The following is a 23,331-nucleotide window of genomic DNA, read 5'->3' as shown; positions in this document are numbered from 1 at the left end:
TCTAAAACAATGAAAAAATTAACTATTGGCTTAATTGGCAATCCTAATTCCGGCAAGACAACCTTATTTAATCAGTTAACCGGCGCACGCCAGCGTGTGGGAAATTGGGCAGGCGTAACGGTTGAACGCAAAGAAGGCCAGTTCACCACGACAGATAATCAGGTCACGCTGGTTGATTTACCGGGGACCTATTCACTCACCACAATTTCATCTCAGACCTCTCTCGATGAGCAAATTGCCTGCCACTATATTCTGAGCGGCGACGCGGATCTGCTCATCAATGTGGTGGATGCCTCCAATCTCGAACGAAATCTGTACCTCACGCTACAGCTGCTGGAGCTGGGGATCCCCTGCATCGTAGCGCTTAACATGCTCGACATCGCCGAGAAGCAAAAGCTGCGCATCGACGTCGACGCCCTCTCCGCCCGTCTGGGCTGCCCGGTGGTTCCGCTGGTTTCTACCCGCGCGCGCGGCATTGACGCCCTGAAGCTGGCAATTGACCGCCACACGGGCAATGCCGACGTCGAACTGGTGCACTACGCCCAGCCGCTGCTGCGCGAGGCCGGGCAGCTGGCGCAGGAGATGGACAACACCATGCCCGCCAGACAGCGCCTGTGGCTTGGCCTGCAAATGCTGGAAGGCGATATCTACAGCCGCGCCTACGCAGGCGATGCGGCGGATAAACTGAGCGTTGCACAGGCTCGCCTGAGCGACGAGCTCGACGACCCGGCCCTGCATATTGCGGATGCGCGCTATCAGGCCATCGCCGCTATCTGTGACGTGGTCAGCAATGCATTAACCGCTGAACCCAGCCGCTTCACCGCCGCCGTGGATAAGATTGTGCTCAACCGCTTCCTCGGTTTGCCAATCTTTTTACTGGTGATGTACGTAATGTTCCTGCTCGCTATAAACATCGGCGGTGCATTACAACCCATCTTTGATGGCGGCTCTGTCGCTATCTTCGTGCACGGTATTCAGTGGCTGGGCTACACCCTCCACTTCCCGGAATGGTTGACCATCTTCCTTGCGCAGGGGATCGGCGGCGGGATCAACACCGTCCTGCCGCTGGTACCGCAGATCGGCATGATGTACCTGTTCCTCTCCTTCCTTGAGGATTCCGGTTACATGGCACGCGCCGCCTTCGTGATGGACCGCCTGATGCAGGCGCTGGGGCTGCCGGGGAAATCCTTCGTGCCGCTGATTGTCGGTTTTGGCTGTAACGTGCCGTCAGTCATGGGCGCGCGTACGCTGGACGCACCGCGCGAACGCCTGATGACCATCATGATGGCGCCGTTCATGTCCTGCGGCGCACGTCTGGCGATCTTCGCGGTCTTTGCCGCGGCGTTCTTTGGTCAGGAAGGGGCGCTGGCCGTCTTCTCCCTGTATGTGCTGGGTATCGTGATGGCTATTCTCACCGGCCTGATGCTGAAGCACACCATCATGCGTGGCGAAGCGTCGCCGTTCGTGATGGAACTGCCGGTTTATCACGTTCCGCATCTGAAAAGCCTGATTATTCAAACCTGGCAGCGCCTGAAGGGCTTTGTTCTGCGCGCCGGTAAGGTGATTGTAGTGGTCAGCATTTTCCTGAGCGCCCTGAACAGCTTCACCCTGAGCGGCCAGGCAGCGGACAACATTAATGACTCTGCCCTTGCCTCCGTCAGCCGGATCATTACGCCGGTCTTCAAACCGATTGGCGTACAGGAAGACAACTGGCAGGCAACCGTGGGCCTGTTCACTGGCGCGATGGCAAAAGAGGTGGTTGTCGGCACCCTGAACACGCTCTACACCGCGGAAAACATCCAGGAAGAGGAGTTCAACCCGGCTGAGTTCAGCCTCGGTGACGAACTTCTGGGTGCAGTAGAAGAGACCTGGCAGAGCCTGAAAGACACCTTCAGCCTGAGCGTGCTGGCGAACCCGATTGAAGCCAGCAAAGGCGACGGCGTAATGGCGACCGGAGCAATGAGCGTGATGGGCCAGAAATTTGGCAGCGCGTCGGCGGCCTACAGCTACCTGATCTTCGTCCTGCTCTATATTCCGTGCATCTCGGTCATGGGCGCCATTGCCCGTGAGTCCAGCCGCGGATGGATGGGCTTCTCCATTCTGTGGGGGCTGAACATTGCCTACTCGCTGGCGACCGTGTTTTATCAGGCCGTCAATTACAGCCAGCATCCGCGCTACAGCCTGGTCTGTATCCTCGCGGTGATCCTGTTTAACGTGATGGTGATTGGCCTGCTGCGCCGGGCGCGTAGCCGCGTTGACGTTAACCTGCTGGCAACGCGCAAAACCCCAACGACCTGCTGTAGTAGCCCTGCGGGCGACTGTCACTGAGGGGAAAAAAGATGGCATCGTTGATTCAGGTCCGTGACCTACTGGCGTTACAGGGACGAATGGAGGCGAAGCAGCTCAGCCTCAGCCTGCATACGCCGCAGCCGATGATCGATGCCATGCTGGAAAGGCTGGAGGCGATGGGGAAAGCCGTGCGCATTCAGGAAGAGCCGGACAGTTGTCTGTCCGGCAGTTGTAAAAGTTGTCCGGAAGGTAAAGCCTGCCTCAGGGAGTGGTGGACGCTTCGCTGATAAAACCGGTCAGCACCGAACAAAACTCAGCAGGATGAGAGATGAACGGCGCATGTGCCGCTTTGGCAACCACCATTGATTCACTCTCCAGCCACAGCGCATCCAGCAGCGGAACCACCTTGCGCGGGACCAGCCCATCCAGATAGCCATAAATACGCAGATGCGGCACCGTCAGTGACGCCAGCGGCTCACGCAGATCGGCCGTTTTCAGGATCTCCAGTCCACCGTTCAGCACCTCAACCTCCGGCATCGGCAGGGAAAGCACCGTCTGCTTCAGCATTCGCGCGTCCTGACGGGCGGTTTCTGTTCCCATCGTCTGCAACGCAAGGAAACGCTCCACCGTCCGCTGGAAATCTTCGCTCAACTGGTGCTGGAACCCGGCCAGCACCTCGGGTTTGATGCCCGGCCACGCCTCGCGGGCGCTGAAACAGGGTGATGAGGCAACGGTGATCAGCGCCTGCACCCGCTCAGGATGGCGCAGCGCAATCTGGCTTGCCACCAGCCCGCCCAGGCTCCAGCCGAGCCAGACGGCTTTTTGCGGCGCCGCTTCCAGAACCTGCTCCGCCATGTCCTCGAGCGTCATCGCGCCGTAGCCGTGGCTACGGCCATACCCCGGCAGATCCACCAGGTGTACCGAAAATTGCGAGGCCAGTTCCTCACTTATGCAACGCCACACTTCGGCGTTCAGTCCCCATCCGTGCAGCAGCACAAGATGACAATTTCCCGTTCCAACGGTCTGCCACCACAGCGTCTTCATCAGTTAACGTTCTCTTTTTTCACATGGAGGTTGCGTATGCTAACAGTGCCGGGCTTGTGCTGGCTATGCCGAATGCCACTTGCGCTGAGCGCGTGGGGCGTCTGTTCCGTTTGCACGGGAGCGCTGGGTTACCTGAAGGGCTGTCCGCAATGCGGCTTGCCTGCCGTAAGCCAGACGCTCCCCTGTGGTCGATGCCTGAAAAAAGCGCCGCCGTGGAGCGCGCTGGTGGCGGTGGATGATTACGTTTTGCCGCTGAGTCGTCTGGTTCATCAGTTTAAGTTTTCCAGCCAGTTCGCGCTGGCGCAGCCACTGGCACGCCTGTTATTACTGGCGGTATTGCAGGCGCGAAGAACGCGTGGGCTACCGTCGGTCGACACGCTCGTGAACGTGCCACTCTTTCAGCGTCGGCACTGGCGGCGGGGATACAATCAGAGCGACCTGCTGTGCCGTCCGCTCGCCCGCTGGCTGGGTTGCCGGTACCCCGCCTCTGCGCTGAAACGTATTCATGCCACTGCCGTTCAGCACCGGCTCAACGCCCGGTCGCGCAAAAGAAACCTGAAAAACGCCTTTCGCCTTGAATTGCCGGTCAACGGTCTCCATATCGCGATTGTGGATGATGTCGTCACCACGGGCAGTACCGTGGCTGAACTTTCCCGACTGCTTTTGCAAAGCGGCGCCGCGTCAGTTCAGGTATGGTGTCTGTGCCGTACCTTGTAGCCCTTCTTCAATGGGCGTATGATTATACCCAGGTAATTTAGTCAACTATTAGGCCAAAGCTATGATCCGTATTTCCGATTCTGCACAAGCGCACTTTGCCAAACTGCTGGCAAATCAGGAAGAAGGGACGCAGATCCGCGTGTTTGTGATCAATCCAGGCACTCCGAATGCAGAATGTGGTGTCTCTTATTGTCCTCCGGATGCTGTGGAAGCAACTGACACTGCCCTTAAATTTGAACAGCTCACCGCATACGTTGATGAGCTGAGCGCGCCGTATCTTGAAGATGCGGAGATTGATTTCGTCACCGACCAGCTGGGTTCTCAGCTGACGCTGAAGGCGCCAAACGCGAAGATGCGTAAAGTCTCTGACGATGCCCCGCTGATGGAGCGTGTGGAATATCTGCTGCAATCGCAGATCAACCCGCAGCTGGCCGGGCACGGTGGACGTGTTTCCCTGATGGAAATCACCGAAGATGGTCTGGCGATCCTGCAATTCGGCGGCGGCTGTAACGGCTGCTCCATGGTCGATGTAACCCTGAAAGAAGGGATCGAGAAGCAGCTGCTGAACGAATTCCCGGAACTGAAAGGCGTGCGCGATCTGACCGAACACCAGCGCGGCGAGCACTCTTACTACTAATTCAGTGCCCGTCTGTATTGCCCGGTGGCGCTGCGCTTACCGGGCCTGCTTTTTCTTGCCTCCCCCTCTATATGTTGACCTGCGTCTCATAATTCAAATTTTGCCTCCCTGGGTGATTCTCAATCACGTCATGTTACCCGTATCATTCCCATGGGCACTCAACACCCTTATAACAGCCGACTAAACTTATCGTTTTCGCAGGCATCAGTATGAGTGCCGTTAATACTCTGTTCCCAGTTGGGACAACCGGAATTTGTCGTTGAAACAATGACGTTACCCATAACAATTCAAAGGCCAGGTCAATCATGCCATTAGTCATCGTCGCTATCGGTGTTGTGTTATTACTGCTCTTGATGATCCGCTTCAAAATGAACGGATTTATCGCTCTGGTTCTGGTGGCACTTGCAGTCGGTCTGATGCAGGGAATGCCGCTGGTTAAAGTTATCAGCTCTATTAAAGCCGGTGTCGGCGGTACGCTCGGCAGCCTGGCGCTGATCATGGGCTTCGGCGCCATGCTCGGTAAAATGCTCGCGGACTGCGGTGGCGCGCAGCGTATTGCCACTACCCTTATCGATAAATTTGGCAAGCAGCACATCCAGTGGGCGGTGGTGTTAACCGGTTTTACCGTCGGTTTCGCACTGTTCTATGAAGTGGGCTTCGTCCTGATGCTGCCGCTGGTGTTCACCATCGCCGCTGCCGCCAACATCCCGCTGCTGTTCGTAGGCGTACCGATGGCTGCGGCGCTGTCCGTCACCCACGGCTTCCTGCCGCCGCATCCGGGTCCAACGGCTATCGCCACCATCTTCCACGCCGACATGGGTAAAACCCTGCTGTTCGGTACGATTCTGGCGATCCCAACGGTTATCCTGGCCGGTCCTGTTTATGCGCGCTTCCTGAAAGGCATTGATAAGCCCATCCCGGAAGGCCTGTACAGCGCCAAAACCTTCACAGATGCAGAGATGCCTGGCTTTGGCGTCAGCGTCTGGACCTCTCTGGTGCCGGTGATCCTGATGGCAATGCGTGCCGTAGCAGAGATGGTTCTGCCGAAAGGTCACGCGTTCCTGTCCGTTGCGGAGTTCCTGGGCGACCCGGTGATGGCAACGCTGATTGCGGTCCTGATCGCCATGTTCACCTTCGGTCTTAACCGTGGTCGTTCCATGGATCAGATCAACGACACGCTGACCTCTTCCATCAAAATCATTGCTATGATGCTGCTGATCATCGGCGGTGGCGGCGCGTTTAAGCAGGTGCTGGTCGACAGCGGCGTGGATAAATACATTGCTGCCATGATGCATGAAACCAACGTATCGCCGCTCCTGATGGCATGGTCTATTGCCGCGGTGCTGCGTATCGCGCTGGGCTCTGCAACCGTTGCGGCGATTACCGCGGGTGGTATCGTTGCGCCGCTGATTGCGACCACGGGCGTAAGCCCTGAGCTGATGGTTATCGCGGTCGGTTCGGGCAGCGTGATTTTCTCCCACGTGAACGATCCGGGCTTCTGGCTGTTCAAGGAGTACTTCAACCTGACCATCGGTGAAACCATCAAGTCCTGGTCCGCGCTGGAAACCATTATTTCGGTGTGCGGTCTGGTCGGGGTGCTGCTGTTGAATATGGTGATTTAATGCCATGAGTCGGGAGGCGGCTACGCCTTACCCGACCTACATGAGCACGACCTGATAATAAAAAACCCGCCACTGGCGGGTTTTTTATTATTTCTTCGCGGCTGCTTTTCGCCGTTTATCCAAATCCTTAATCAGCCTGTTCACCCCGTCATCGGCGAACATCGCTTCAAGCGTAGTGGACAGCTTGCGACGCCAGTTTTTGTACTGATAGCTGGTACCGGGTATGTTTACCGGCTCCGCCATATCAATCCAGTCTTCCGGTTGCAGACCGAGCAACGCGCTGTTGCTGTCGGCAATATAGCGCTGTAAGCCACGGTTAAGCGTTGGCGTCATCGACATCAGCGCCGCCTTATGCCCGGCGCGCTTCGGCAGACAGCCATGCTTATGCAGCGCATCCAGCAGCCCCTGTTTCGCCAGCTCGCGATCCTGATACAACCCACGCAGAACCTCTTCATCCGGGTAGAGACCCAGCGTTTTGCCGAGCGTCAGGTCGCCGCTTTCCCAGTAGCCTCTGAGCGTAGGAAGATCATGCGTCGTCGCGACTGCCATTGACTGTTCAGGGTACGCTTTCGGCGCGCGGAAGGTTTTCTCATGGTCGTTTTCAAAATAGAGCACTTTGTAGGAGTAAACCCCGCTGTCGCGGAGCTTGCTGACAATCTCAACCGGCACGGTACCGAGATCTTCGCCAATCACCATGCACTGATGACGTTTACTCTCCAGCGCGAGGATTGAGAGCAGATCGTCCACCGGATACTGCACGTACGCCCCGTGATCGGCCGTTTCACCGTACGGGATCCACCACAGACGCAGCACAGACATCACATGGTCGATACGCAACGCGCCGCAGTTCTGCATGTTAGCGCGCAGCAGATCGATAAACGGCTCGTAGGCACGCGCCGCCATCACGTGCGGATCCATCGGCGGCAAGCCCCAGTTCTGACCAAGCGGGCCCAGAATATCCGGCGGCGCACCGACGGAGGCTTTCAGACAGTAAAGTTCACGGTCACACCAGGTCTCCGCCCCGCCTTCCGCCACGCCGACGGCCAGATCGCGATACAGACCGATCGGCATGTTATAGCCCTGACTCACCTGCCAGCAGGCAGCAAACTGGCTGTACGCCAGCCACTGCAACCAGAGATAGAAATCCACCTCGTCGGCATGCGTCTCACAAAACGCCTTCACTTCCGGGGTATCCACGGACTGATACGCTTCCGGCCACACCGGCCAGCCCCAGCGCATCTCATCCTCCTGGACCTGATACGCATGCAGCGCATCAAACGCCGCCTGCCAGTAAAGGCTCTCGCCTTCCTGCATCACAAACTGGCGGAAGGCTGCCATCTGCTCGTCGTCACGCTTCGCAAAGCCCTTCCAGGCCAGACGCAGCGCCGCCATTTTCAGCGCGGTCACGGAGGCATAATCGACCCAGTCCGCATCGCGGGCCTGTTTCAGCATCTGTTGGGTGGTGTCCAGCTTCCACCACGCCTGCGCCTCTTTGCTGTTTTTGAAATCGTCTAACGCGTTAACGTCGATGTAGATCACGTTCAGCCAGCGGCGGGAAGACGGGCTGTACGGGCTGGCGCTTTCCGGATTCGCCGGATAGAGGGCGTGGATCGGGTTGAGACCGATAAATGCCCCGCCGCGCTCACCAACAGATGCCAGCATCTTTTTCAGGTCGCCAAAATCGCCAATGCCCCAGTTGCTGTCTGAACGCAAGGTGTAAAGCTGCACACAGGCGCCCCACAGCTTTTTGCCTTCGAGTAGCGCCTGCGGCTCATAGCAGCGCTTCGGCGCGACGATCACCCGACAGTGGAAGCGGCTGTCATTCTGGGTGAGCGTCAGGCTGTGATAGCCCTCCGGCAGCTTCGCCGGAAGGGTGAGGGTTTTGCCGCCGGTGGCATGGCCTTTATGCTGATGCCCCTCTTCGGTGGTGAGCAGCCAGCTGAACTCGCCGCGTCCTTCCACCGCCAGCGGCATCTTTTTGCCCGCGGTAAAGACCTTCACGTTCGGCACCGGCGCTCCCGACGCTTTCGCGTCGGTTTTGTGCATGGCATCCAGCAAACGTCTTTTGGTGTCCGCACCAATAGACTGCGGTTTGCCGTGCGCATTGATGTAACTGAGGCTAATTCCCGCCGCCTGCGCGGCACTGTCCAGACGTTTACTCTCCATCGCGCTTCCTTAGCGTTTTGCCTGCCAGATACGAGCCTGATAATCACGGATTGAGCGGTCAGAGCTGAACATACCGCAGCGCGCGGTGTTCAGGATACATGCGCGAGTCCAGGCATCCTGGTCGCGATACAGCACGTCGACCTGCTTCTGCGCTTCAACGTAAGCGGTAAAGTCCGCCATTACCAGGTACGGGTCGCCGCCCTGTTTGTCCATGCTGTGCAGCATCTGGTCAAACGCGTGCTTGTCGCCGTCGCTGTACTTCCCGCTTTCCAGCTCTTTCAACACCGCATCCAGCACTTTGTCTTTTTTACGCCATTTCACCGGGTCATACCCTTTGGCTTTGATGGCTTTCACTTCTTCAACAGTATGGCCGAAGATAAAGATGTTCTCTTCGCCGACCTTCTCGGCAATTTCGACGTTCGCACCGTCCAGCGTGCCGACGGTCAGCGCGCCGTTCAGGGCCAGCTTCATGTTGCCGGTGCCGGACGCTTCTTTACCGGCGGTAGAGATCTGCTCGGAAATATCCGCCGCCGGGATCAGCATTTCAGCCGCAGAGACGCAGTAGTCCGGCAGGAACACCACCTTCAGCTTGTCGCCCACTTTCGGATCGTTGTTGACCGCCGCCGCCACTTTATTAATGGCAAGGATAATGTTTTTCGCCAGGTAGTAGCCCGGCGCCGCTTTCGCACCGAACAGGAACACGCGCGGGACGCGGTCGGCCTGAGGGTTCTCGCGGATCTCTTTGTACAGCGCCAGAATGTGCAGCAGGTTCAGGTGCTGACGTTTGTACTCGTGCAGGCGTTTGATCTGGATATCGAAAATCGCATTTGGGTTAATTTCAATTCCGGTACGCATTTTCACGAACTCGGCCAGACGTACCTTGTTCTCCAGCTTAATGGCGCGGTACTGCTCGCGGAACTTCGCGTCGTCAGCGTATTTTTCCAGGTTGATGAGCTGGTCCAGATCGTTGGCCCACTCTTTCTTCAGGGTCTTGTCCAGCAGGCCGGCCAGCAGCGGGTTGCACTGTTTGATCCAGCGACGCGGCGTAATGCCGTTGGTCACGTTGTGGAATTTGGTCGGCCACAGCTGGTGGTATTCCGGGAAGAGATCTTTCACCACCAGATCAGAGTGCAGCGCGGCCACGCCGTTCACCGCAAAGCCGCTTACCACGCACATGTTCGCCATGCGCACCTGTTTGTTGTGTACCACGGCCAGCTTCGCCCAGACGGCTTTGTCGCCCGGCCAGGTTTTCTCCACCAGCACGTTAAACTGGTCGTTAATTTTATTGATGAGCTGCATATGGCGCGGCAGCAGCGTTTTCACCAGCTTCTCATCCCAGCACTCCAGCGCTTCCGGCATCAGGGTGTGGTTGGTGTAGGCGAAGGTGCGGCTGGTGATGGCCCAGGCGTCGTCCCAGCTCAGCTGATGCTCGTCGATCAGCACGCGCAGAAGTTCCGGGATGGCAATGGTTGGGTGCGTGTCGTTGAGCTGAATAACTTCGAAGTCCGGCAGCTGCGCCAGCTTGCGGCCCGCCAGGTGGTGGCGGCGCAGAATGTCCGCCACGGAGCAGGCGCACTGGAAGTATTGCTGCATCAGGCGCAGCTTTTTACCCGCCAGATGGTTGTCGTTCGGGTAGAGCACTTTGGTCAGCTTCTCGGCGTCGATACCCTGCTGCTCGGCGCGCAGGAAATCACCGTCATTGAATTTAGTCAGGTTAAATGGATGCGCGTGCTTCGCCTGCCACAGACGCAGCGGCTGCGCCACGCCGTTACGGTAGCCGAGCACCGGCAGATCCCAGGCTTCACCGGTAATGGTGAACGCTGGTTCCCAGAGCCCCTGCTTCGTGATTTTCCCGCCAATCCCGACCTGCACATCCAGCTGTGCGTTGTGGCGGAACCACGGATAAGTATTACGATGCCAGTCGTCCGGCGCTTCCATCTGGTGGCCGTCAGCGAACGACTGGCGGAACAGACCGTACTGGTAGTTCAGACCATAGCCAATGGCCGACTGGCCCACGGTTGCCATGGAATCCAGGAAGCAGGCTGCCAGACGTCCCAGACCGCCGTTACCCAGCGCCGGATCAATCTCTTCTTCCAGCAGATCGGTCAGGTTGATGTCGTGTTCTTTCAGCACATCGCCGACGTCCTGATACCAGCCAAGGTTCAGCAGATTGTTACCCGTCAGACGGCCAATCAGGAACTCCATCGAAATGTAGTTGACGTGACGCTGGCCTTTCACAGGCTTCGTCGCGGGCTGAGCGTCCAGCTGCTCTGCGAGCGCCCCGCTCACCGCCTGCCACCACTGGTGAGGCGTCATCTCGTTTGCAGCATGAAGGCCAAAACGCTGCCACTGACGCGTCAGGGCAGCCTGGAATTGAGCTTTGTTGAAAGTAGGCTGTGACATAGGGAATCGGCATCCTGTAGAGAGAAAACACATTTGGCGCTAGTGTGCCTGGCTCATTGCGCCTCTTCCTCCTCCTGTCGGGGATTAGGCAGGGAGGAGTAGCGGGGATGAGCATAAAAGTGTGATCGAGGCCACTGTGTAAGTGTGCGCTTCGCTGAAAAAGCGATCCCGGAAGAGCGTCAAAGAAATGAAATGCAGTTTCGGAGGAAATTAATCATCGCTGAAATGATTACTTACGTAGAATAATATTTCTCACGTACAGCGGCTTTCCAGCAACACTATTAAGCCAGAGCAACTTTCCCTAAAGTTAATTAACTTCACCGTCATTATCTCTTTCTGAAACCAGTTTCAGCGCAACCGCGCGCCATGCAGACAAGCCAGTAACAGCGCGGCATCCAGCCATTTATGAAAAGTTCCACCAATGATGAGAATGTTTTGTGACAGAGTGCAAATTCAGAGCCTCCAAACCCAGACATAACTTGCAATAGTTCCTCTATTGGCCGAACTTATAGATATTAATTACGAAGCGCAAAAAAAATAAATTCTCTCGTTCCCCACAGTGAAGTGAAAACTATGTTGATTCCGTCCAAATTAAGTCGCCCGGTTCGTCTTGACCATACTGTGGTCCGCGAGCGCCTGCTGGCTAAACTTTCCGGTGCGCATAATTTCCGACTGGCGCTGGTTACGAGTCCTGCGGGTTATGGAAAAACAACGCTCATTTCGCAATGGGCGGCAGGTAAAAGCGATCTTGGCTGGTACTCTCTGGATGAAGGTGATAACCAGCAGGAGCGTTTTGCCAGCTATTTAATTGCCGCAATTCAGCAGGCAACCAACGGACACTGCGTCACCAGCGAGGTGATGGTGCAAAAGCGCCAGTACGCCAGCCTGTCCTCTCTGTTCTCCCAGCTGTTTATCGAACTGGCCGAATGGCATCGCCCGCTGTATGTGGTGATTGATGATTATCATCTGATCACCAACCCGGTTATTCACGAGTCCATGCGGTTCTTCCTGCGCCATCAGCCGGAAAACCTGACGCTGGTCGTCCTGTCGCGCAACCTTCCGCAGCTGGGCATTGCCAACCTGCGGGTGCGCGATCAGCTACTGGAAATTGGCAGTCAGCAGCTGGCCTTTACCCATCAGGAAGCGAAACAGTTCTTTGACTGCCGTCTGACTTCTCCGATTGAGGCGTCTGAAAGCAGCCGCCTGTGTGATGACGTTGCAGGCTGGGCCACGGCGCTTCAGCTGATTGCCCTTTCCGCGCGGCAAAACAATAGCCCAACGCACCAGTCCGCGCGCCGCCTGGCGGGCATCAACGCCAGCCACCTGTCGGATTATCTGGTGGATGAGGTACTCAACAGCGTAGACCTCACTACCCGCCATTTCCTGCTGAAAAGCTCCCTGCTACGTTCGATGAACGATGCGCTGATTGTGCGCGTCACCGGTATTGAAAACGGGCAGCTTCAGCTCGAAGAGATTGAACGTCAGGGTTTGTTCCTGACGCGAATGGACGATCCCGGCGAATGGTTTAGCTACCATCCGCTGTTTGGCAGCTTCCTGCGCCAGCGTTGCCAGTGGGAGATGGCCGCAGAGCTGCCAGAAATTCACCGCGCCGCCGCCGAAAGCTGGATGGCGCAAGGTTTCCCGAGCGAGGCTATCCACCATGCGCTGGCCGCCGGAGATGCCGGTATGCTGCGCGATATTCTGCTCAACCACGCGTGGGGACTGTTCAACCACAGCGAACTGACGCTGCTGGAAGAGTCGTTAAAAGCGCTGCCGTGGGAGAGCCTGCTGGAGAATCCGCGTCTGGTGCTGCTCCAGGCCTGGCTGATGCAGAGCCAGCATCGCTACAGCGAAGTGAACACCCTGCTGGCGCGCGCCGAGCAGGAGATGGAAAGCGAGATGGATGCCACCCTGCACGGCGAATTTAACGCCCTGCGTGCGCAGGTGGCGATTAACGACGGCGACCCGGAAGAAGCCGAACGGCTGGCGATGGTCGCGCTGGATGAGCTGCCGCTGGCGAATTTCTACAGCCGTATTGTGGCCACCTCGGTACACGGCGAAGTGCTGCACTGTAAGGGCGACCTCACGCGTTCGCTTTCGCTCATGCAGCAAACCGAACAGATGGCCCGCCGCCACGATGTCTGGCATTACGCCCTCTGGAGCCTGATCCAGCAAAGCGAGATTTTATTTGCTCAGGGGTTCCTGCAGGCCGCCTGGGAAAACCAGGAGAAAGCGTTCCAGCTGATCCGTGAACAGCATCTGGAACAGCTGCCGATGCACGAGTTCCTGTTGCGTATTCGCGCTCAGCTGCTCTGGGCATGGTCGCGTCTGGATGAAGCAGAAAGCTGCGCCCGCCAGGGCCTGAATGTGCTTTCGAGCTTCCAGCCGCAGCAGCAACTCCAGTGCCTGGCCCTGCTGGTGCAGTGCTCGCTGGCGCGCGGCGACCTGGATAATGCCCGCAACCACCTTAACCGCCTGGAAAACCTGCTCGGCAACGGGCAGTACCATAGCGACTGGGTCTCCAACGCCGATAAGGTCCGGGTGATATACTGGCAGATGACCGGCGATAAAAAGTCCGCCGCCAACTGGCTGCGTCACACGCCTAAACCAGAATTTGCCAATAACCACTTCCTGCAAAGCCAGTGGCGCAATATTGCCCGCGTGCAGATCCTGCTGGGTGACTTCGAGCCTGCCGAAATCGTGCTGGAAGAGTTAAACGAAAACGCCCGTAGCCTGCGCCTGATGAGCGATTTAAACCGCAACCTGCTGCTGTTAAACCAGCTTTACTGGCAGGCGGGACGTAAAAACGATGCCCAGCGCGTGCTGCTGGAAGCGTTGCAGCTGGCGAACCGCACCGGGTTTATAAGCCACTTTGTGATTGAGGGTGAAGTGATGGCCCAGCAGTTGCGCCAGCTGATTCAGCTCAACACGCTGCCGGAACTCGACCAGCATCGCGCCCAGCGCATTCTGCGCGAGATCAACCAGCACCATCGCCACAAGTTTGCGCACTTCGATGAGAACTTTGTTGAACGTCTGCTGAACCATCCGGAAGTACCGGAGCTTATCCGCACCAGCCCGCTCACACAGCGTGAATGGCAGGTGCTGGGGCTGATCTATTCAGGCTACAGCAACGAGCAGATAGCCGGTGAGCTGGCGGTGGCGGCAACCACCATCAAAACGCACATTCGCAATCTGTATCAGAAGCTGGGCGTGGCGCACCGTCAGGACGCAGTGCAGCATGCGCAGCAGTTGTTGAAGATGATGGGGTACGGAGTTTAGTTTTGTGCGGCCTGATGCCCTCACCCCGGCCCTCTCCTACAGGGAGAGGGAGAACAATTTGTAGGTCGGGTAAGCGCAGCGCCACCCGACACAACCGCTAGCACAACTCCAGCTGCAAATTGTTATCCTTAATCACCTGCAACACGCCCGCCGGCGGCATCTCGTCGGTGTAGACCGCATTCACCATGCTAATGCTGCCCATGTTGACCATCGCATTGCGGCCAAATTTCGAGTGATCCACCACCAGCATCACGTGGCGCGAGTTCTCAATAATCGCGCGCTTGGTGCGCACCTCGTGGTAATCAAACTCCAGCAGCGAGCCGTCGGTGTCGATGCCGCTGATCCCCAGAATGCCGAAATCGAGGCGGAACTGAGAGATAAAATCGAGCGTCGCTTCGCCGATAATGCCCCCGTCGCGGCTGCGCAGTTCGCCGCCCGCGAGGATGATGCGGAAATCGTCTTTCTGCATCAACGTGTTGGCCACGTTCAGGTTGTTGGTCACCACGCGGAGGTTCTCGTGATTCAGCAGCGCATGGGCGACCGCTTCCGGCGTGGTGCCGATATCAATAAACAGCGTCGCGCCGTTCGGGATCTGGCTCGCCACTTTACGGGCGATACGCTCTTTCTCTGCCGTTTGCGTCGCCTTACGATCATGCCATGAGGTGTTCACCGAGCTGGACGGCAGCGCCGCGCCGCCGTGATGGCGCAGAATACGGTTCTGATCGGCCAGGTCGTTGAGGTCACGACGGATGGTTTGCGGGCTGACGGCAAACTGCTCCACCAGCTCTTCAGTACTGACGTATCCCTGTTTTTTTACCAGTTCGATAATGGCGTCATGACGTTGTGTTTGTTTCATGAAATATCCCTGGGAATTATGTTCGTTTTCGCGCATGGAGCGTATCGGCCAGCGCCATCGCCAGCCCGACCGCCAGGCCGGTAACGTGCGCACCATTGGCGATAGACATACCAAACAGATCAAACCATCCGGCAATAAGCCATATTAACGCAAAGGTTATTAATCCACGTTGTAAATAGATGCCGCTTTCCGGGTCGCGCTCGCCTCTGAGCCAGGCGTAACCCATCAGGGCGTACACTACGCCGGATAACCCGCCAAACCACGGACCGCTGAATTTATGCTGCACATAGCCGCTTAACAGGGCGCTGATAAGGGTGATCACAATCAACTTGCCGCTGCCGAGCCGCTTCTCCACTGCTCCGCCGAGATACCACCACCACAGCAGGTTAAAGAGGATATGCATCACCGAGAAGTGCATCAGCGCATGCGTGAAGTAGCGCCAGACGTCAAATTGCAGGGAGGGATCGTACGGCCATGCGAGGGCAATCATCACGCTCTGGTCGCCCACCACGCTCATAATAATGAAGACGATGATGCAGGCTGCCATCAAAAGCAGCGTAAACGGTCCTGCGCGCTCGCGGAGGGTGGCGAGAAACGGAAAACGTTGATAGTGCAGGCCACTGTCGGTCTGGCCGGATTGCCAGCTTGCTGCCAGATAACGCGGGTCGCCCGGGTTTTCCAGGAAACGCGCCAGCTCGGCGTTCACGCGCCCAGCCTGGCTTTCGTCTGCCAGCCAGACATCCGTCTGTGTATGCTGCTGAATAGTCAGGATAATGCCCTGCGTCGCCATATAGTCGACAAACGCCTGGGCGACGCGCGGGTTGCTAAAAGAGGTGATCATCAACATGGGCAGCGGTCGCTTATTTCCACACAAAAGGGGACAGTATAGCGGGATCAGCGCTCAAACGCGTATTCAACTTCTGCCGGGAAATGACGATGCCATGCATCAAAGCCGCCGTCGACGCTGTATACCGCGTCGTAACCCTGCTGGAGCAGATACTGCGCCGCGCCTTTACTGCTGTTGCCGTGATAGCACATCACCATCACCGGCGTGTCGAAGTCGTTATCGCGCATAAACGCGCCCAGCGTGTCGTTGGTGAGATGGAACGCGCCCGGCGTGTGGCCCATCGCAAAGCTCTGCGGATCGCGGATATCCACCAGCACCGCGGTTTTCTGGTGCATCTTCTGATGGGCTTCTTCTACGTTAATACATTCAAACTGATCCATGGTGTTCTCATCTTATATTCAGGCGTGGTGCGGTTTTCCCCTCACCCTACCCTCTCCCGGAGGGAGAGGGAAACGGATCACCCTCTCCCCGTGGGAGAGGGCTGGGGTGAGGGCATCAGACCGCACCATTTTACCCCGTAGTGTACGTCCTGGCGGCGGGTAAACGCCATTATGTTATCCATATCACTCTAAATTGTTTTTTTGATGTTACCAAAAGCGCGTTCCTTTGCTATTATGAGCGATATCGAACATTTTTGAGCTTTAACGAAAGTGCATGAGGGTGTTATGGAAACCAAAGATCTGATTGTGATAGGCGGGGGCATCAACGGTGCCGGTATTGCGGTTGATGCCGCAGGACGCGGTTTATCCGTGCTGATGCTGGAAGCTAACGATCTCGCCTGCGCGACGTCGTCCGCCAGCTCCAAGCTGATCCACGGAGGCCTGCGCTACCTGGAACACTACGAATTCCGCCTGGTCAGCGAAGCGCTGGCCGAACGCGAAGTGCTGCTGAAAATGGCTCCGCATCTGGCGATCCCGATGCGCTTCCGCCTGCCTCACCGCCCGCACCTGCGTCCGGCGTGGATGATCCGCATCGGCCTGTTCATGTACGATCATCTGGGTAAACGCACCAGCCTGCCGGGTTCGACCGGTTTGCGTTTTGGCTCAGAATCGGTCCTTAAGCCTGAAATCGTGCGCGGTTTCGAATATTCTGACTGCTGGGTGGACGATGCGCGTCTGGTGCTGGCTAACGCGCAGATGGTCGAGAAGAAAGGCGGCGAGGTGAAAACCCGTACCCGCGCGACCGCCGCGCGCCGCGAAAACGGCCTGTGGATTGTGGAAGCGGAAGACGTAGATACCGGTGAGAAGTTTAGCTGGAAAGCGCGCGGCCTGGTGAATGCCACCGGCCCGTGGGTAAAACAGTTCTTCGATGACGGTATGCACCTGCCTTCTCCGTACGGCATCCGCCTGATCAAGGGCAGCCACATTGTGGTGCCGCGCGTGCATACCCAGAAGCAGGCTTATATCCTGCAAAACGAAGACAAGCGCATCGTGTTTGTGATCCCGTGGATGGACGAGTTCTCCATCATCGGCACCACTGACGTGGAGTACAAGGGCGATCCGAAAAACGTTGAGATTGAAGAGAGCGAAGTCAGCTACCTGCTGAAAGTGTACAACGCACACTTTAAAAAACAGCTGGCGCGCGATGACGTGGTCTGGACCTACTCCGGCGTGCGTCCGCTGTGTGATGACGAGTCTGACTCACCGCAGGCCATCACCCGTGACTATACGCTTGATATTCATGACGTAGACGGTCAGGCGCCGCTGCTGTCGGTGTTTGGCGGTAAGCTTACCACCTACCGTAAACTGGCGGAGCACGCGCTGGAGAAACTGGCGCCGTATTACAAAGGCATCGGCCCGGCGTGGACGAAAGGCGCCGTGCTGCCTGGCGGCGATATCGGCAATAACCGCGACGATTACGCCGCGAAGCTGCGTCGCCGCTTCCCGTTCATTACCGAAGGAATGGCGCGCCACTACGCCCGCACCTACGGCAGCAATACCGAACTGTTCCTCGGCGACGCAAAAGAGATTGCCGATCTGGGCGAGCATTTTGGCCATGAGCTGTACGAAGCGGAACTGCGCTACCTGGTGGAACACGAATGGGTGCGCCGTCTGGACGATGCCATCTGGCGTCGTACTAAAGAAGGGATGTGGCTGAATGCCGAGCAGCAGTCTCGCGTGGCGCAGTGGTTGCAACAACATGCGGGAAAGCGTGAATTGTCACTGGCGTCCTGAGGGTGACAAAAAATGCCCGGTGGCGCTGCGCTTACCGGGCCTACAGGATCGAGTAGGCCGGGTAAGGCGGAGCCGCCACCCGGCTTTGTTTTACAACCTCACCGGATCAATATGCCAGATATTCTCGGCATACTCTTTGATGGTCCTGTCTGACGAGAAGTATCCCATGTTGGCGATGTTATGCATCGCGGCGCTGGTCCACTTCTCCTGCTGACGGTACAGTTCGTCCACCTTATCCTGACAATCCACGTAGCTGCGGTAATCCGCCAGCACCTGATAGTGATCGCCAAAGTTAATCAGCGAGTCCACCAGGTCACGATAGCGCCCAGGCTCCTCAGGGTTAAACACCCCGGTGGCGATTTGCGTCAGCACCTGGCGTAACTCTTCATCCTCTTCATAATACTCACGCGGCGAGTAGCCCTGCTTGCGAAGCGCCTCCACCTCTTCCGCCGTATTCCCGAAGATAAAGATATTCTCCGCGCCCACATGCTCCAGCATTTCGACATTTGCGCCGTCCAGCGTGCCGATGGTCAGCGCGCCGTTCAGGGCAAACTTCATGTTGCTGGTGCCGGATGCTTCCGTCCCCGCCGTGGAAATCTGCTCTGAGAGATCCGCCGCCGGAATAATCAGCTGCGCCAGGCTTACGCTGTAGTTCGGGATAAACACCACTTTCAGCTTGTCACCAATGTCCGGATCCTGGTTCACTACCTTCGCCACATCGTTGATAAGATGAATGATGTGCTTCGCCATGTAGTACGCGGAGGCCGCCTTACCGGCAAAAATTTTCACGCGCGGCACCCACTCCGCCGTCGGGTCAGCCTTAATGCGGTTGTAGTGAGTGATGACGTGCAGGACGTTCATCAGCTGACGCTTGTACTCGTGGATACGTTTGATCTGCACGTCGAACAGCGCTTTCGGGTTCGCCACCACGTTGAGATGCATCGCCAGCCAGACTGACAGCCGTTTCTTGTTCAGCAGCTTGGCTTCCCGTACGGCTTTGTTCACCGTCGGAAAATCAATGTGTTGCTCAAGCTCGCTCAGCTGGCTCAAATCGGTGCGCCAGGTGCGGCCGATATTTTCGTCCAGCACGTCAGACAGCGGCTGGTTCGCCAGCGCCAGCCAGCGGCGCGGGGTGACGCCGTTGGTCACGTTGCAGAAACGCGTCGGGAAGATCTTCGCAAAGTCTGCAAACAGCGACTGCACCATCAGGTTCGAATGCAGCTCTGAAACCCCGTTAACCTTATGGCTGATCACCACCGCCAGCCAGGCCATGCGTACGCGACGCCCGTTGGATTCATCAATGATCGAGGCGCGGCTCAGCAGACCGGTATCGTTCGGGTACTGCTCCTGCAAGGTCTTGAGGAAGTAGTCGTTGATCTCGAAGATGATTTGCAGGTGGCGCGGCAGAATTTTGCCGAGCATATCCACAGGCCACGTCTCCAGCGCTTCACTCATCAGCGTATGGTTGGTGTACGAGAACACCTGGCAGGTTACTTCAAACGCGTCATCCCAGCTGAACTTATGCTCGTCAATCAGCAGGCGCATCAGCTCAGGGATCGACAGCACCGGATGGGTATCGTTGAGGTGAATCGCCGTTTTCTCCGCCAGATTCGCATAGGTTTTGTGCAGCTGATAGTGACGGCTAAGGATATCCTGAATCGTTGCCGAGACGAGGAAATACTCCTGACGCAGACGCAGCTCGCGGCCCGAGTAGGTCGAGTCATCCGGATACAGGACGCGGGACACGTTCTCAGAGTGGTTTTTATCTTCCACCGCCGCGAAGTAGTCACCCTGATTGAATTTACCGAGGTTGATCTCGCTACTGGCCTGCGCGTTCCACAGGCGCAGCGTGTTGGTCGCATCGGTGTCGTAGCCGGGGATAATCTGGTCATAGGCCACGGCGAGGATCTCTTCGGTTTCCACCCAGCGGGATTTTTTCCCTTCCTGCTGAATACGCCCGCCAAAACGCACCTTGTAGCGCGTGTTGTGGCGCTTGAACTCCCACGGGTTACCGTACTCCAGCCAGTAGTCCGGCGACTCTTTCTGACGCCCATCAACGATGTTCTGCTTGAACATGCCGTAGTCGTAGCGAATACCGTACCCGCGTCCCGGCAGCGCCAGCGTCGCCAGTGAATCGAGGAAGCAGGCGGCAAGACGCCCGAGACCACCGTTACCCAGCCCCGGGTCGTTCTCTTCGTCAATCAGCTCTTCTAAGTCCAGCCCCATCTCTTCCAGCGCGTTTTTGACGTCGTCATAAATCCCGAGCGATAACAGCGCATTGGAGAGGGTGCGACCAATCAAAAACTCCATCGACAGGTAATACACCTGTCGCGTCTCCTGCGAGAGCTGGGCGCGGTTGGAGCGCAGCCAGCGTTCGACCATACGGTCACGCACCGCAAACAGCGTGGCGTTCAGCCACTCATGTTTGTTGGCAATAACGGGATCTTTCCCAATGGTAAACATCAGCTTATAGGCGATGGAGTGTTTCAACGCCTCAACGCTGAGCGTGGGGGAAGAGTAGCTAAATGGAGCATTCATATCAGTAACTTCGCCTCGTTACATCAAGCGTTGATAAAGGTCGCGGTAGGACTGCGCCGCAACGTGCCAGCCAAAGTCCATGGACATCGCCTGACGTTGTACGTAACGCCACAGGGATGGACGGGACCACAAGACGAAAGCACGCCGGATCGCCCGAAGCAGCGACCAGGCATTACTGTCCTCGAAAACAAACCCGCTGGCGATACCATCCGCCAGGTTTTCCAGGGAGCTGTCAGACACCGTATCCGCCAGCCCGCCCGTGCGGCGTACCAGCGGCAGCGTGCCGTATTTCAGACCATAGAGCTGCGTCAGGCCGCAGGGCTCGAAACGGCTCGGCACCAGAATCACGTCTGCGCCGCCCATGATGCGGTGCGAGAACGCTTCGTGATAGCCAATCTGCACGCCCACCTGCCCCGGATGTTCCGCCGCGGCCGCGAGGAAACCTTCCTGCAATACCGGGTCGCCCGCGCCGAGCAGCGCAAGCTGCCCACCCTGCTCCAGTAATCCCGGCAGCGCTTCCAGCACCAGATCCAGCCCTTTCTGGCTGGTCAGGCGGCTGACCACCGCAAACAGCGGTACCTTGTCGTTGACCTTCAGCCCCATCGCAATCTGTAGCTGACGCTTGTTCTCCGCTTTGTCCTCCACGGAGTCGCGACCATAGCGCGCTGCCAGCAGGAGGTCCGTTTCCGGATTCCAGATCTGTTCATCCACGCCGTTCAGAATGCCCGACAGACGACCTTCACGGTGGCGCTGTTGCAGTAGCCCTTCCATACCGTAACCGAACTCCGGCTGGGTAATTTCCCGCGCGTAGGTTGGGCTGACCGCCGTGATGTGGTCGGCGTAGTACAGACCGGCCTTCAGGAACGAAATCTGTCCGTTAAACTCCAGTCCGTGCATGTTAAAGAACGACCATGGCAGATCGATGTCATTCATATGATGCGCGTAATACATGCCCTGATACGCCAGGTTGTGCACCGTAAACACCGATTTCGCCGGGTGTCCTTTCGCCGCCAGATACGCAGGAGCCAGCCCCGCATGCCAGTCGTGCGCGTGCACCACGTTCGGACGCCAGAACGGATCCAGCCCGACGGCCATCTCCGCCCCCACCCAGCCGAGCAGGGCAAAGCGCAGCACGTTATCGGTATAGGCGTACAGGTTGGTATCGTGATACGGGCTGCCGGGTCGGTCGTATAAATGCGGCGCATCAATCAGGTAAATCCCTACGCCATTGTAATGTCCAAACAGCAGGGTGATACGTCCCGCGAAGGTCTCGCGGCGGGTAACAACCTTCGCATCGGGAATACCACGCCGGATATCCGGAAAAGCGGGTAACAACACGCGGGTATCCACCCCTCCGGCAATTTGCGCCGCCGGTAATGCACCAAGAACATCCGCCAGTCCGCCCGTTTTTAACAACGGGAACATCTCAGAACATACGTGTAAAACCTGCATCATCGCTCCTGTTTGATTTGCAGCTTCCGCAACATTTCCCGTGTTACTAACACGATCCCCTCTTCCGATCGGTAGAAACGACGTGCATCTTCTTCCGCGTTTTCCCCAATCACCATCCCTTCGGGAATGACGCAGGCACGGTCGATAACGCAGCGACGCAGACGACATGAGCGCCCTACCCAGACATCCGGCAGCAGGACTGCCGAATCGATATTACAGAATGAGTTTATACGCACGCGCGGGAACAGCACGGACTGCACCACCACCGAACCGGAGATAATGCACCCGCCAGAGACCAGCGAGTTCAGCGTCATACCGTGGCTGCCGGAGCGATCCTGGACGAACTTCGCCGGCGGCAGCGATTCCATATGGGTGCGAATCGGCCAGTTCTGGTCGTACATATCCAGTTCAGGCGTCACGGACGCCAAATCGAGGTTAGCTTTCCAGTAGGCTTCCAGCGTGCCGACGTCGCGCCAGTAAGGTTCCGCATTTGGATCGGACTGCACGCAGGACAATGGGAAAGGATGTGCATACGCCATGCCAGCTTTGGTAATTTTCGGGATGATGTCTTTACCGAAGTCGTGGCTGGAGTTTTCGTCTTTGTCGTCTTCTTCCAGCAGCTCATAAAGATAATCGGCATCAAAGACATAGATCCCCATGCTGGCGAGCGATTTGGTGTCGTCTCCCGGCATGGTTGGCGGATTCGCCGGTTTTTCGACAAAGTCGATAATCTTGTCATCGCCATCTACATGCATCACGCCAAACGCGGTTGCTTCTGCAACAGGCACCGGCAGACACGCCACGGTGCAGCGCGCACCTTTTTCGACGTGGTCGATCAGCATGTGGGAGTAATCTTGCTTGTAGATGTGGTCCCCGGCGAGGATAACGATGTATTCCGCGTTGTAGCGGCGAATGATGTCGAGGTTCTGGGTCACGGCATCCGCCGTGCCGCGGTACCAGTTCTCCCCGTGAACGCGCTGCTGCGCCGGGAGCAGATCGACAAACTCGTTCATCTCTTCGCTGAAGAATGACCAGCCGCGCTGAATGTGCTGCACCAGCGTGTGCGACTGATACTGGGTAATGACGCCAATACGGCGAATGCCTGAGTTCAGGCAGTTGGACAGTGCAAAATCGATAATACGGAACTTACCACCAAAGTGAACGGCCGGTTTGGCGCGCTTGATGGTCAAATCTTTCAGACGGGTACCACGCCCGCCCGCGAGGATCAGGGCAACTGTTTTTAATGGTAGCTGGCGCGCCAACATTAACGGATCGTTCTTCTCTAATCTAACCATGACTAACTCCTT

The 23,331-nt window shown here is 57.2% G+C and carries 16 protein-coding genes; 7 read left to right on the top strand and 9 right to left on the bottom strand.

Annotation, left to right across the window (positions count from 1 at the left end):
- Positions 1 to 9: 9 nt before the first annotated feature.
- On the top strand, positions 10 to 2,328 hold the full coding sequence (gene feoB / locus AC4OVS_RS01740) for a Fe(2+) transporter permease subunit FeoB (RefSeq protein WP_491922144.1): 2,319 nt from the start codon (positions 10 to 12) through the stop codon (positions 2,326 to 2,328).
- An 11-nt stretch (positions 2,329 to 2,339) separates the two neighbouring features.
- Entirely contained in the window at positions 2,340 to 2,576 is a 237-nt protein-coding gene (feoC, locus tag AC4OVS_RS01735) for a [Fe-S]-dependent transcriptional repressor FeoC (protein ID WP_015571443.1), read from the top strand.
- On the opposite strand, the gene bioH is transcribed toward feoC, so the two are convergent.
- Positions 2,551 to 3,333, bottom strand: coding sequence for a pimeloyl-ACP methyl ester esterase BioH (gene bioH / locus AC4OVS_RS01730; protein WP_491922143.1), 783 nt, complete (start codon positions 3,331 to 3,333; stop codon positions 2,551 to 2,553). The genes feoC and bioH overlap by 26 nt on opposite strands.
- A 36-nt stretch (positions 3,334 to 3,369) precedes the next feature.
- Here bioH and gntX point away from each other — a divergent pair, with 36 nt between their 5' ends.
- The 3 genes from gntX to gntT all read left to right on the top strand — a co-directional run bounded on the left by gntX (position 3,370) and on the right by gntT (position 6,309).
- Complete coding sequence (gntX, locus tag AC4OVS_RS01725) at positions 3,370 to 4,050, top strand: DNA utilization protein GntX (protein WP_023298787.1); 681 nt, start codon at positions 3,370 to 3,372, stop codon at positions 4,048 to 4,050.
- A 61-nt stretch (positions 4,051 to 4,111) separates the two neighbouring features.
- Positions 4,112 to 4,687 (top strand): Fe-S biogenesis protein NfuA, encoded by a 576-nt coding sequence (gene nfuA, locus AC4OVS_RS01720; RefSeq protein ID WP_003861601.1) that lies wholly within the window; start codon positions 4,112 to 4,114, stop codon positions 4,685 to 4,687.
- Between the two features lie 305 nt (positions 4,688 to 4,992).
- On the top strand, positions 4,993 to 6,309 hold the full coding sequence (gene gntT, locus AC4OVS_RS01715; protein ID WP_023298788.1) for a gluconate transporter: 1,317 nt from the start codon (positions 4,993 to 4,995) through the stop codon (positions 6,307 to 6,309).
- A gap of 87 nt (positions 6,310 to 6,396) precedes the next feature.
- On the opposite strand, the gene malQ is transcribed toward gntT, so the two are convergent.
- Positions 6,397 to 8,475, bottom strand: a complete 2,079-nt coding sequence (malQ, locus tag AC4OVS_RS01710) for a 4-alpha-glucanotransferase (protein WP_046620650.1) — start codon at positions 8,473 to 8,475, stop codon at positions 6,397 to 6,399.
- Positions 8,476 to 8,484: 9 nt separating this feature from the next.
- Positions 8,485 to 10,878: a maltodextrin phosphorylase gene (gene malP / locus AC4OVS_RS01705; protein ID WP_491922142.1), complete on the bottom strand. Its 2,394-nt coding sequence runs from the start codon at positions 10,876 to 10,878 to the stop codon at positions 8,485 to 8,487.
- Between the two features lie 573 nt (positions 10,879 to 11,451).
- Here malP and malT point away from each other — a divergent pair.
- Positions 11,452 to 14,157, top strand: a complete 2,706-nt coding sequence (malT, locus tag AC4OVS_RS01700; RefSeq protein WP_022649640.1) for an HTH-type transcriptional regulator MalT — start codon at positions 11,452 to 11,454, stop codon at positions 14,155 to 14,157.
- A gap of 97 nt (positions 14,158 to 14,254) precedes the next feature.
- On the opposite strand, the gene AC4OVS_RS01695 is transcribed toward malT, so the two are convergent.
- The 3 genes from AC4OVS_RS01695 to glpE are packed head-to-tail and all read right to left on the bottom strand — an operon-like array spanning position 14,255 to position 16,240.
- Positions 14,255 to 15,013: a DeoR/GlpR family transcriptional regulator gene (locus AC4OVS_RS01695; RefSeq protein WP_022649641.1), complete on the bottom strand. Its 759-nt coding sequence runs from the start codon at positions 15,011 to 15,013 to the stop codon at positions 14,255 to 14,257.
- A 16-nt stretch (positions 15,014 to 15,029) separates the two neighbouring features.
- Positions 15,030 to 15,860: a rhomboid family intramembrane serine protease GlpG gene (glpG, locus tag AC4OVS_RS01690; RefSeq protein ID WP_022649642.1), complete on the bottom strand. Its 831-nt coding sequence runs from the start codon at positions 15,858 to 15,860 to the stop codon at positions 15,030 to 15,032.
- Between the two features lie 47 nt (positions 15,861 to 15,907).
- A complete protein-coding gene (gene glpE, locus AC4OVS_RS01685; RefSeq protein ID WP_022649643.1) occupies positions 15,908 to 16,240 on the bottom strand; it encodes a thiosulfate sulfurtransferase GlpE in 333 nt (110 codons plus the stop codon).
- Between the two features lie 285 nt (positions 16,241 to 16,525).
- Between glpE and glpD the strand changes: the two genes are divergently transcribed.
- Positions 16,526 to 18,034, top strand: coding sequence for a glycerol-3-phosphate dehydrogenase (glpD, locus tag AC4OVS_RS01680; protein ID WP_023298790.1), 1,509 nt, complete (start codon positions 16,526 to 16,528; stop codon positions 18,032 to 18,034).
- A 90-nt stretch (positions 18,035 to 18,124) separates the two neighbouring features.
- On the opposite strand, the gene glgP is transcribed toward glpD, so the two are convergent.
- The 3 genes from glgP to glgC are packed head-to-tail and all read right to left on the bottom strand — an operon-like array spanning position 18,125 to position 23,319.
- Positions 18,125 to 20,572 carry a glycogen phosphorylase gene (gene glgP / locus AC4OVS_RS01675; protein ID WP_023307123.1) on the bottom strand — a complete coding sequence of 816 codons (2,448 nt, stop codon included), beginning with the start codon at positions 20,570 to 20,572 and terminating at the stop codon, positions 18,125 to 18,127.
- 18 nt (positions 20,573 to 20,590) lie between these two features.
- The gene (gene glgA / locus AC4OVS_RS01670) at positions 20,591 to 22,024 is read right to left on the bottom strand and encodes a glycogen synthase GlgA (protein ID WP_022649646.1); all 1,434 of its coding nucleotides are present in this window, start codon (positions 22,022 to 22,024) and stop codon (positions 20,591 to 20,593) included.
- Positions 22,024 to 23,319, bottom strand: coding sequence for a glucose-1-phosphate adenylyltransferase (gene glgC / locus AC4OVS_RS01665; protein WP_003861582.1), 1,296 nt, complete (start codon positions 23,317 to 23,319; stop codon positions 22,024 to 22,026). Before glgC ends, glgA begins: the two co-directional genes overlap by 1 nt.
- Positions 23,320 to 23,331 lie beyond the last annotated feature (12 nt).

The sequence above is a fragment of the Enterobacter sp. 4974935 genome, from assembly GCF_058661735.1.
This window is presented reverse-complemented; position numbering and strand designations above follow the sequence as displayed.

What these genes read in the sequence shown, in the direction of transcription:
- malP (WP_491922142.1), bottom strand. Translation starts at nt 10,878, where the DNA reads ATGTCACAGCCTACTTTCAACAAAGCTCAATTCCAGGCTGCCCTGACG.
- gntT (WP_023298788.1), top strand. Translation starts at nt 4,993, where the DNA reads ATGCCATTAGTCATCGTCGCTATCGGTGTTGTGTTATTACTGCTCTTG.
- bioH (WP_491922143.1), bottom strand. Translation starts at nt 3,333, where the DNA reads ATGAAGACGCTGTGGTGGCAGACCGTTGGAACGGGAAATTGTCATCTT.
- feoB (WP_491922144.1), top strand. Translation starts at nt 10, where the DNA reads ATGAAAAAATTAACTATTGGCTTAATTGGCAATCCTAATTCCGGCAAG.
- malQ (WP_046620650.1), bottom strand. Translation starts at nt 8,475, where the DNA reads ATGGAGAGTAAACGTCTGGACAGTGCCGCGCAGGCGGCGGGAATTAGC.
- glpE (WP_022649643.1), bottom strand. Translation starts at nt 16,240, where the DNA reads ATGGATCAGTTTGAATGTATTAACGTAGAAGAAGCCCATCAGAAGATG.
- glgP (WP_023307123.1), bottom strand. Translation starts at nt 20,572, where the DNA reads ATGAATGCTCCATTTAGCTACTCTTCCCCCACGCTCAGCGTTGAGGCG.
- glgC (WP_003861582.1), bottom strand. Translation starts at nt 23,319, where the DNA reads ATGGTTAGATTAGAGAAGAACGATCCGTTAATGTTGGCGCGCCAGCTA.
- glgA (WP_022649646.1), bottom strand. Translation starts at nt 22,024, where the DNA reads ATGCAGGTTTTACACGTATGTTCTGAGATGTTCCCGTTGTTAAAAACG.
- glpG (WP_022649642.1), bottom strand. Translation starts at nt 15,860, where the DNA reads ATGTTGATGATCACCTCTTTTAGCAACCCGCGCGTCGCCCAGGCGTTT.
- nfuA (WP_003861601.1), top strand. Translation starts at nt 4,112, where the DNA reads ATGATCCGTATTTCCGATTCTGCACAAGCGCACTTTGCCAAACTGCTG.
- malT (WP_022649640.1), top strand. Translation starts at nt 11,452, where the DNA reads ATGTTGATTCCGTCCAAATTAAGTCGCCCGGTTCGTCTTGACCATACT.
- feoC (WP_015571443.1), top strand. Translation starts at nt 2,340, where the DNA reads ATGGCATCGTTGATTCAGGTCCGTGACCTACTGGCGTTACAGGGACGA.
- AC4OVS_RS01695 (WP_022649641.1), bottom strand. Translation starts at nt 15,013, where the DNA reads ATGAAACAAACACAACGTCATGACGCCATTATCGAACTGGTAAAAAAA.
- glpD (WP_023298790.1), top strand. Translation starts at nt 16,526, where the DNA reads ATGGAAACCAAAGATCTGATTGTGATAGGCGGGGGCATCAACGGTGCC.
- gntX (WP_023298787.1), top strand. Translation starts at nt 3,370, where the DNA reads ATGCTAACAGTGCCGGGCTTGTGCTGGCTATGCCGAATGCCACTTGCG.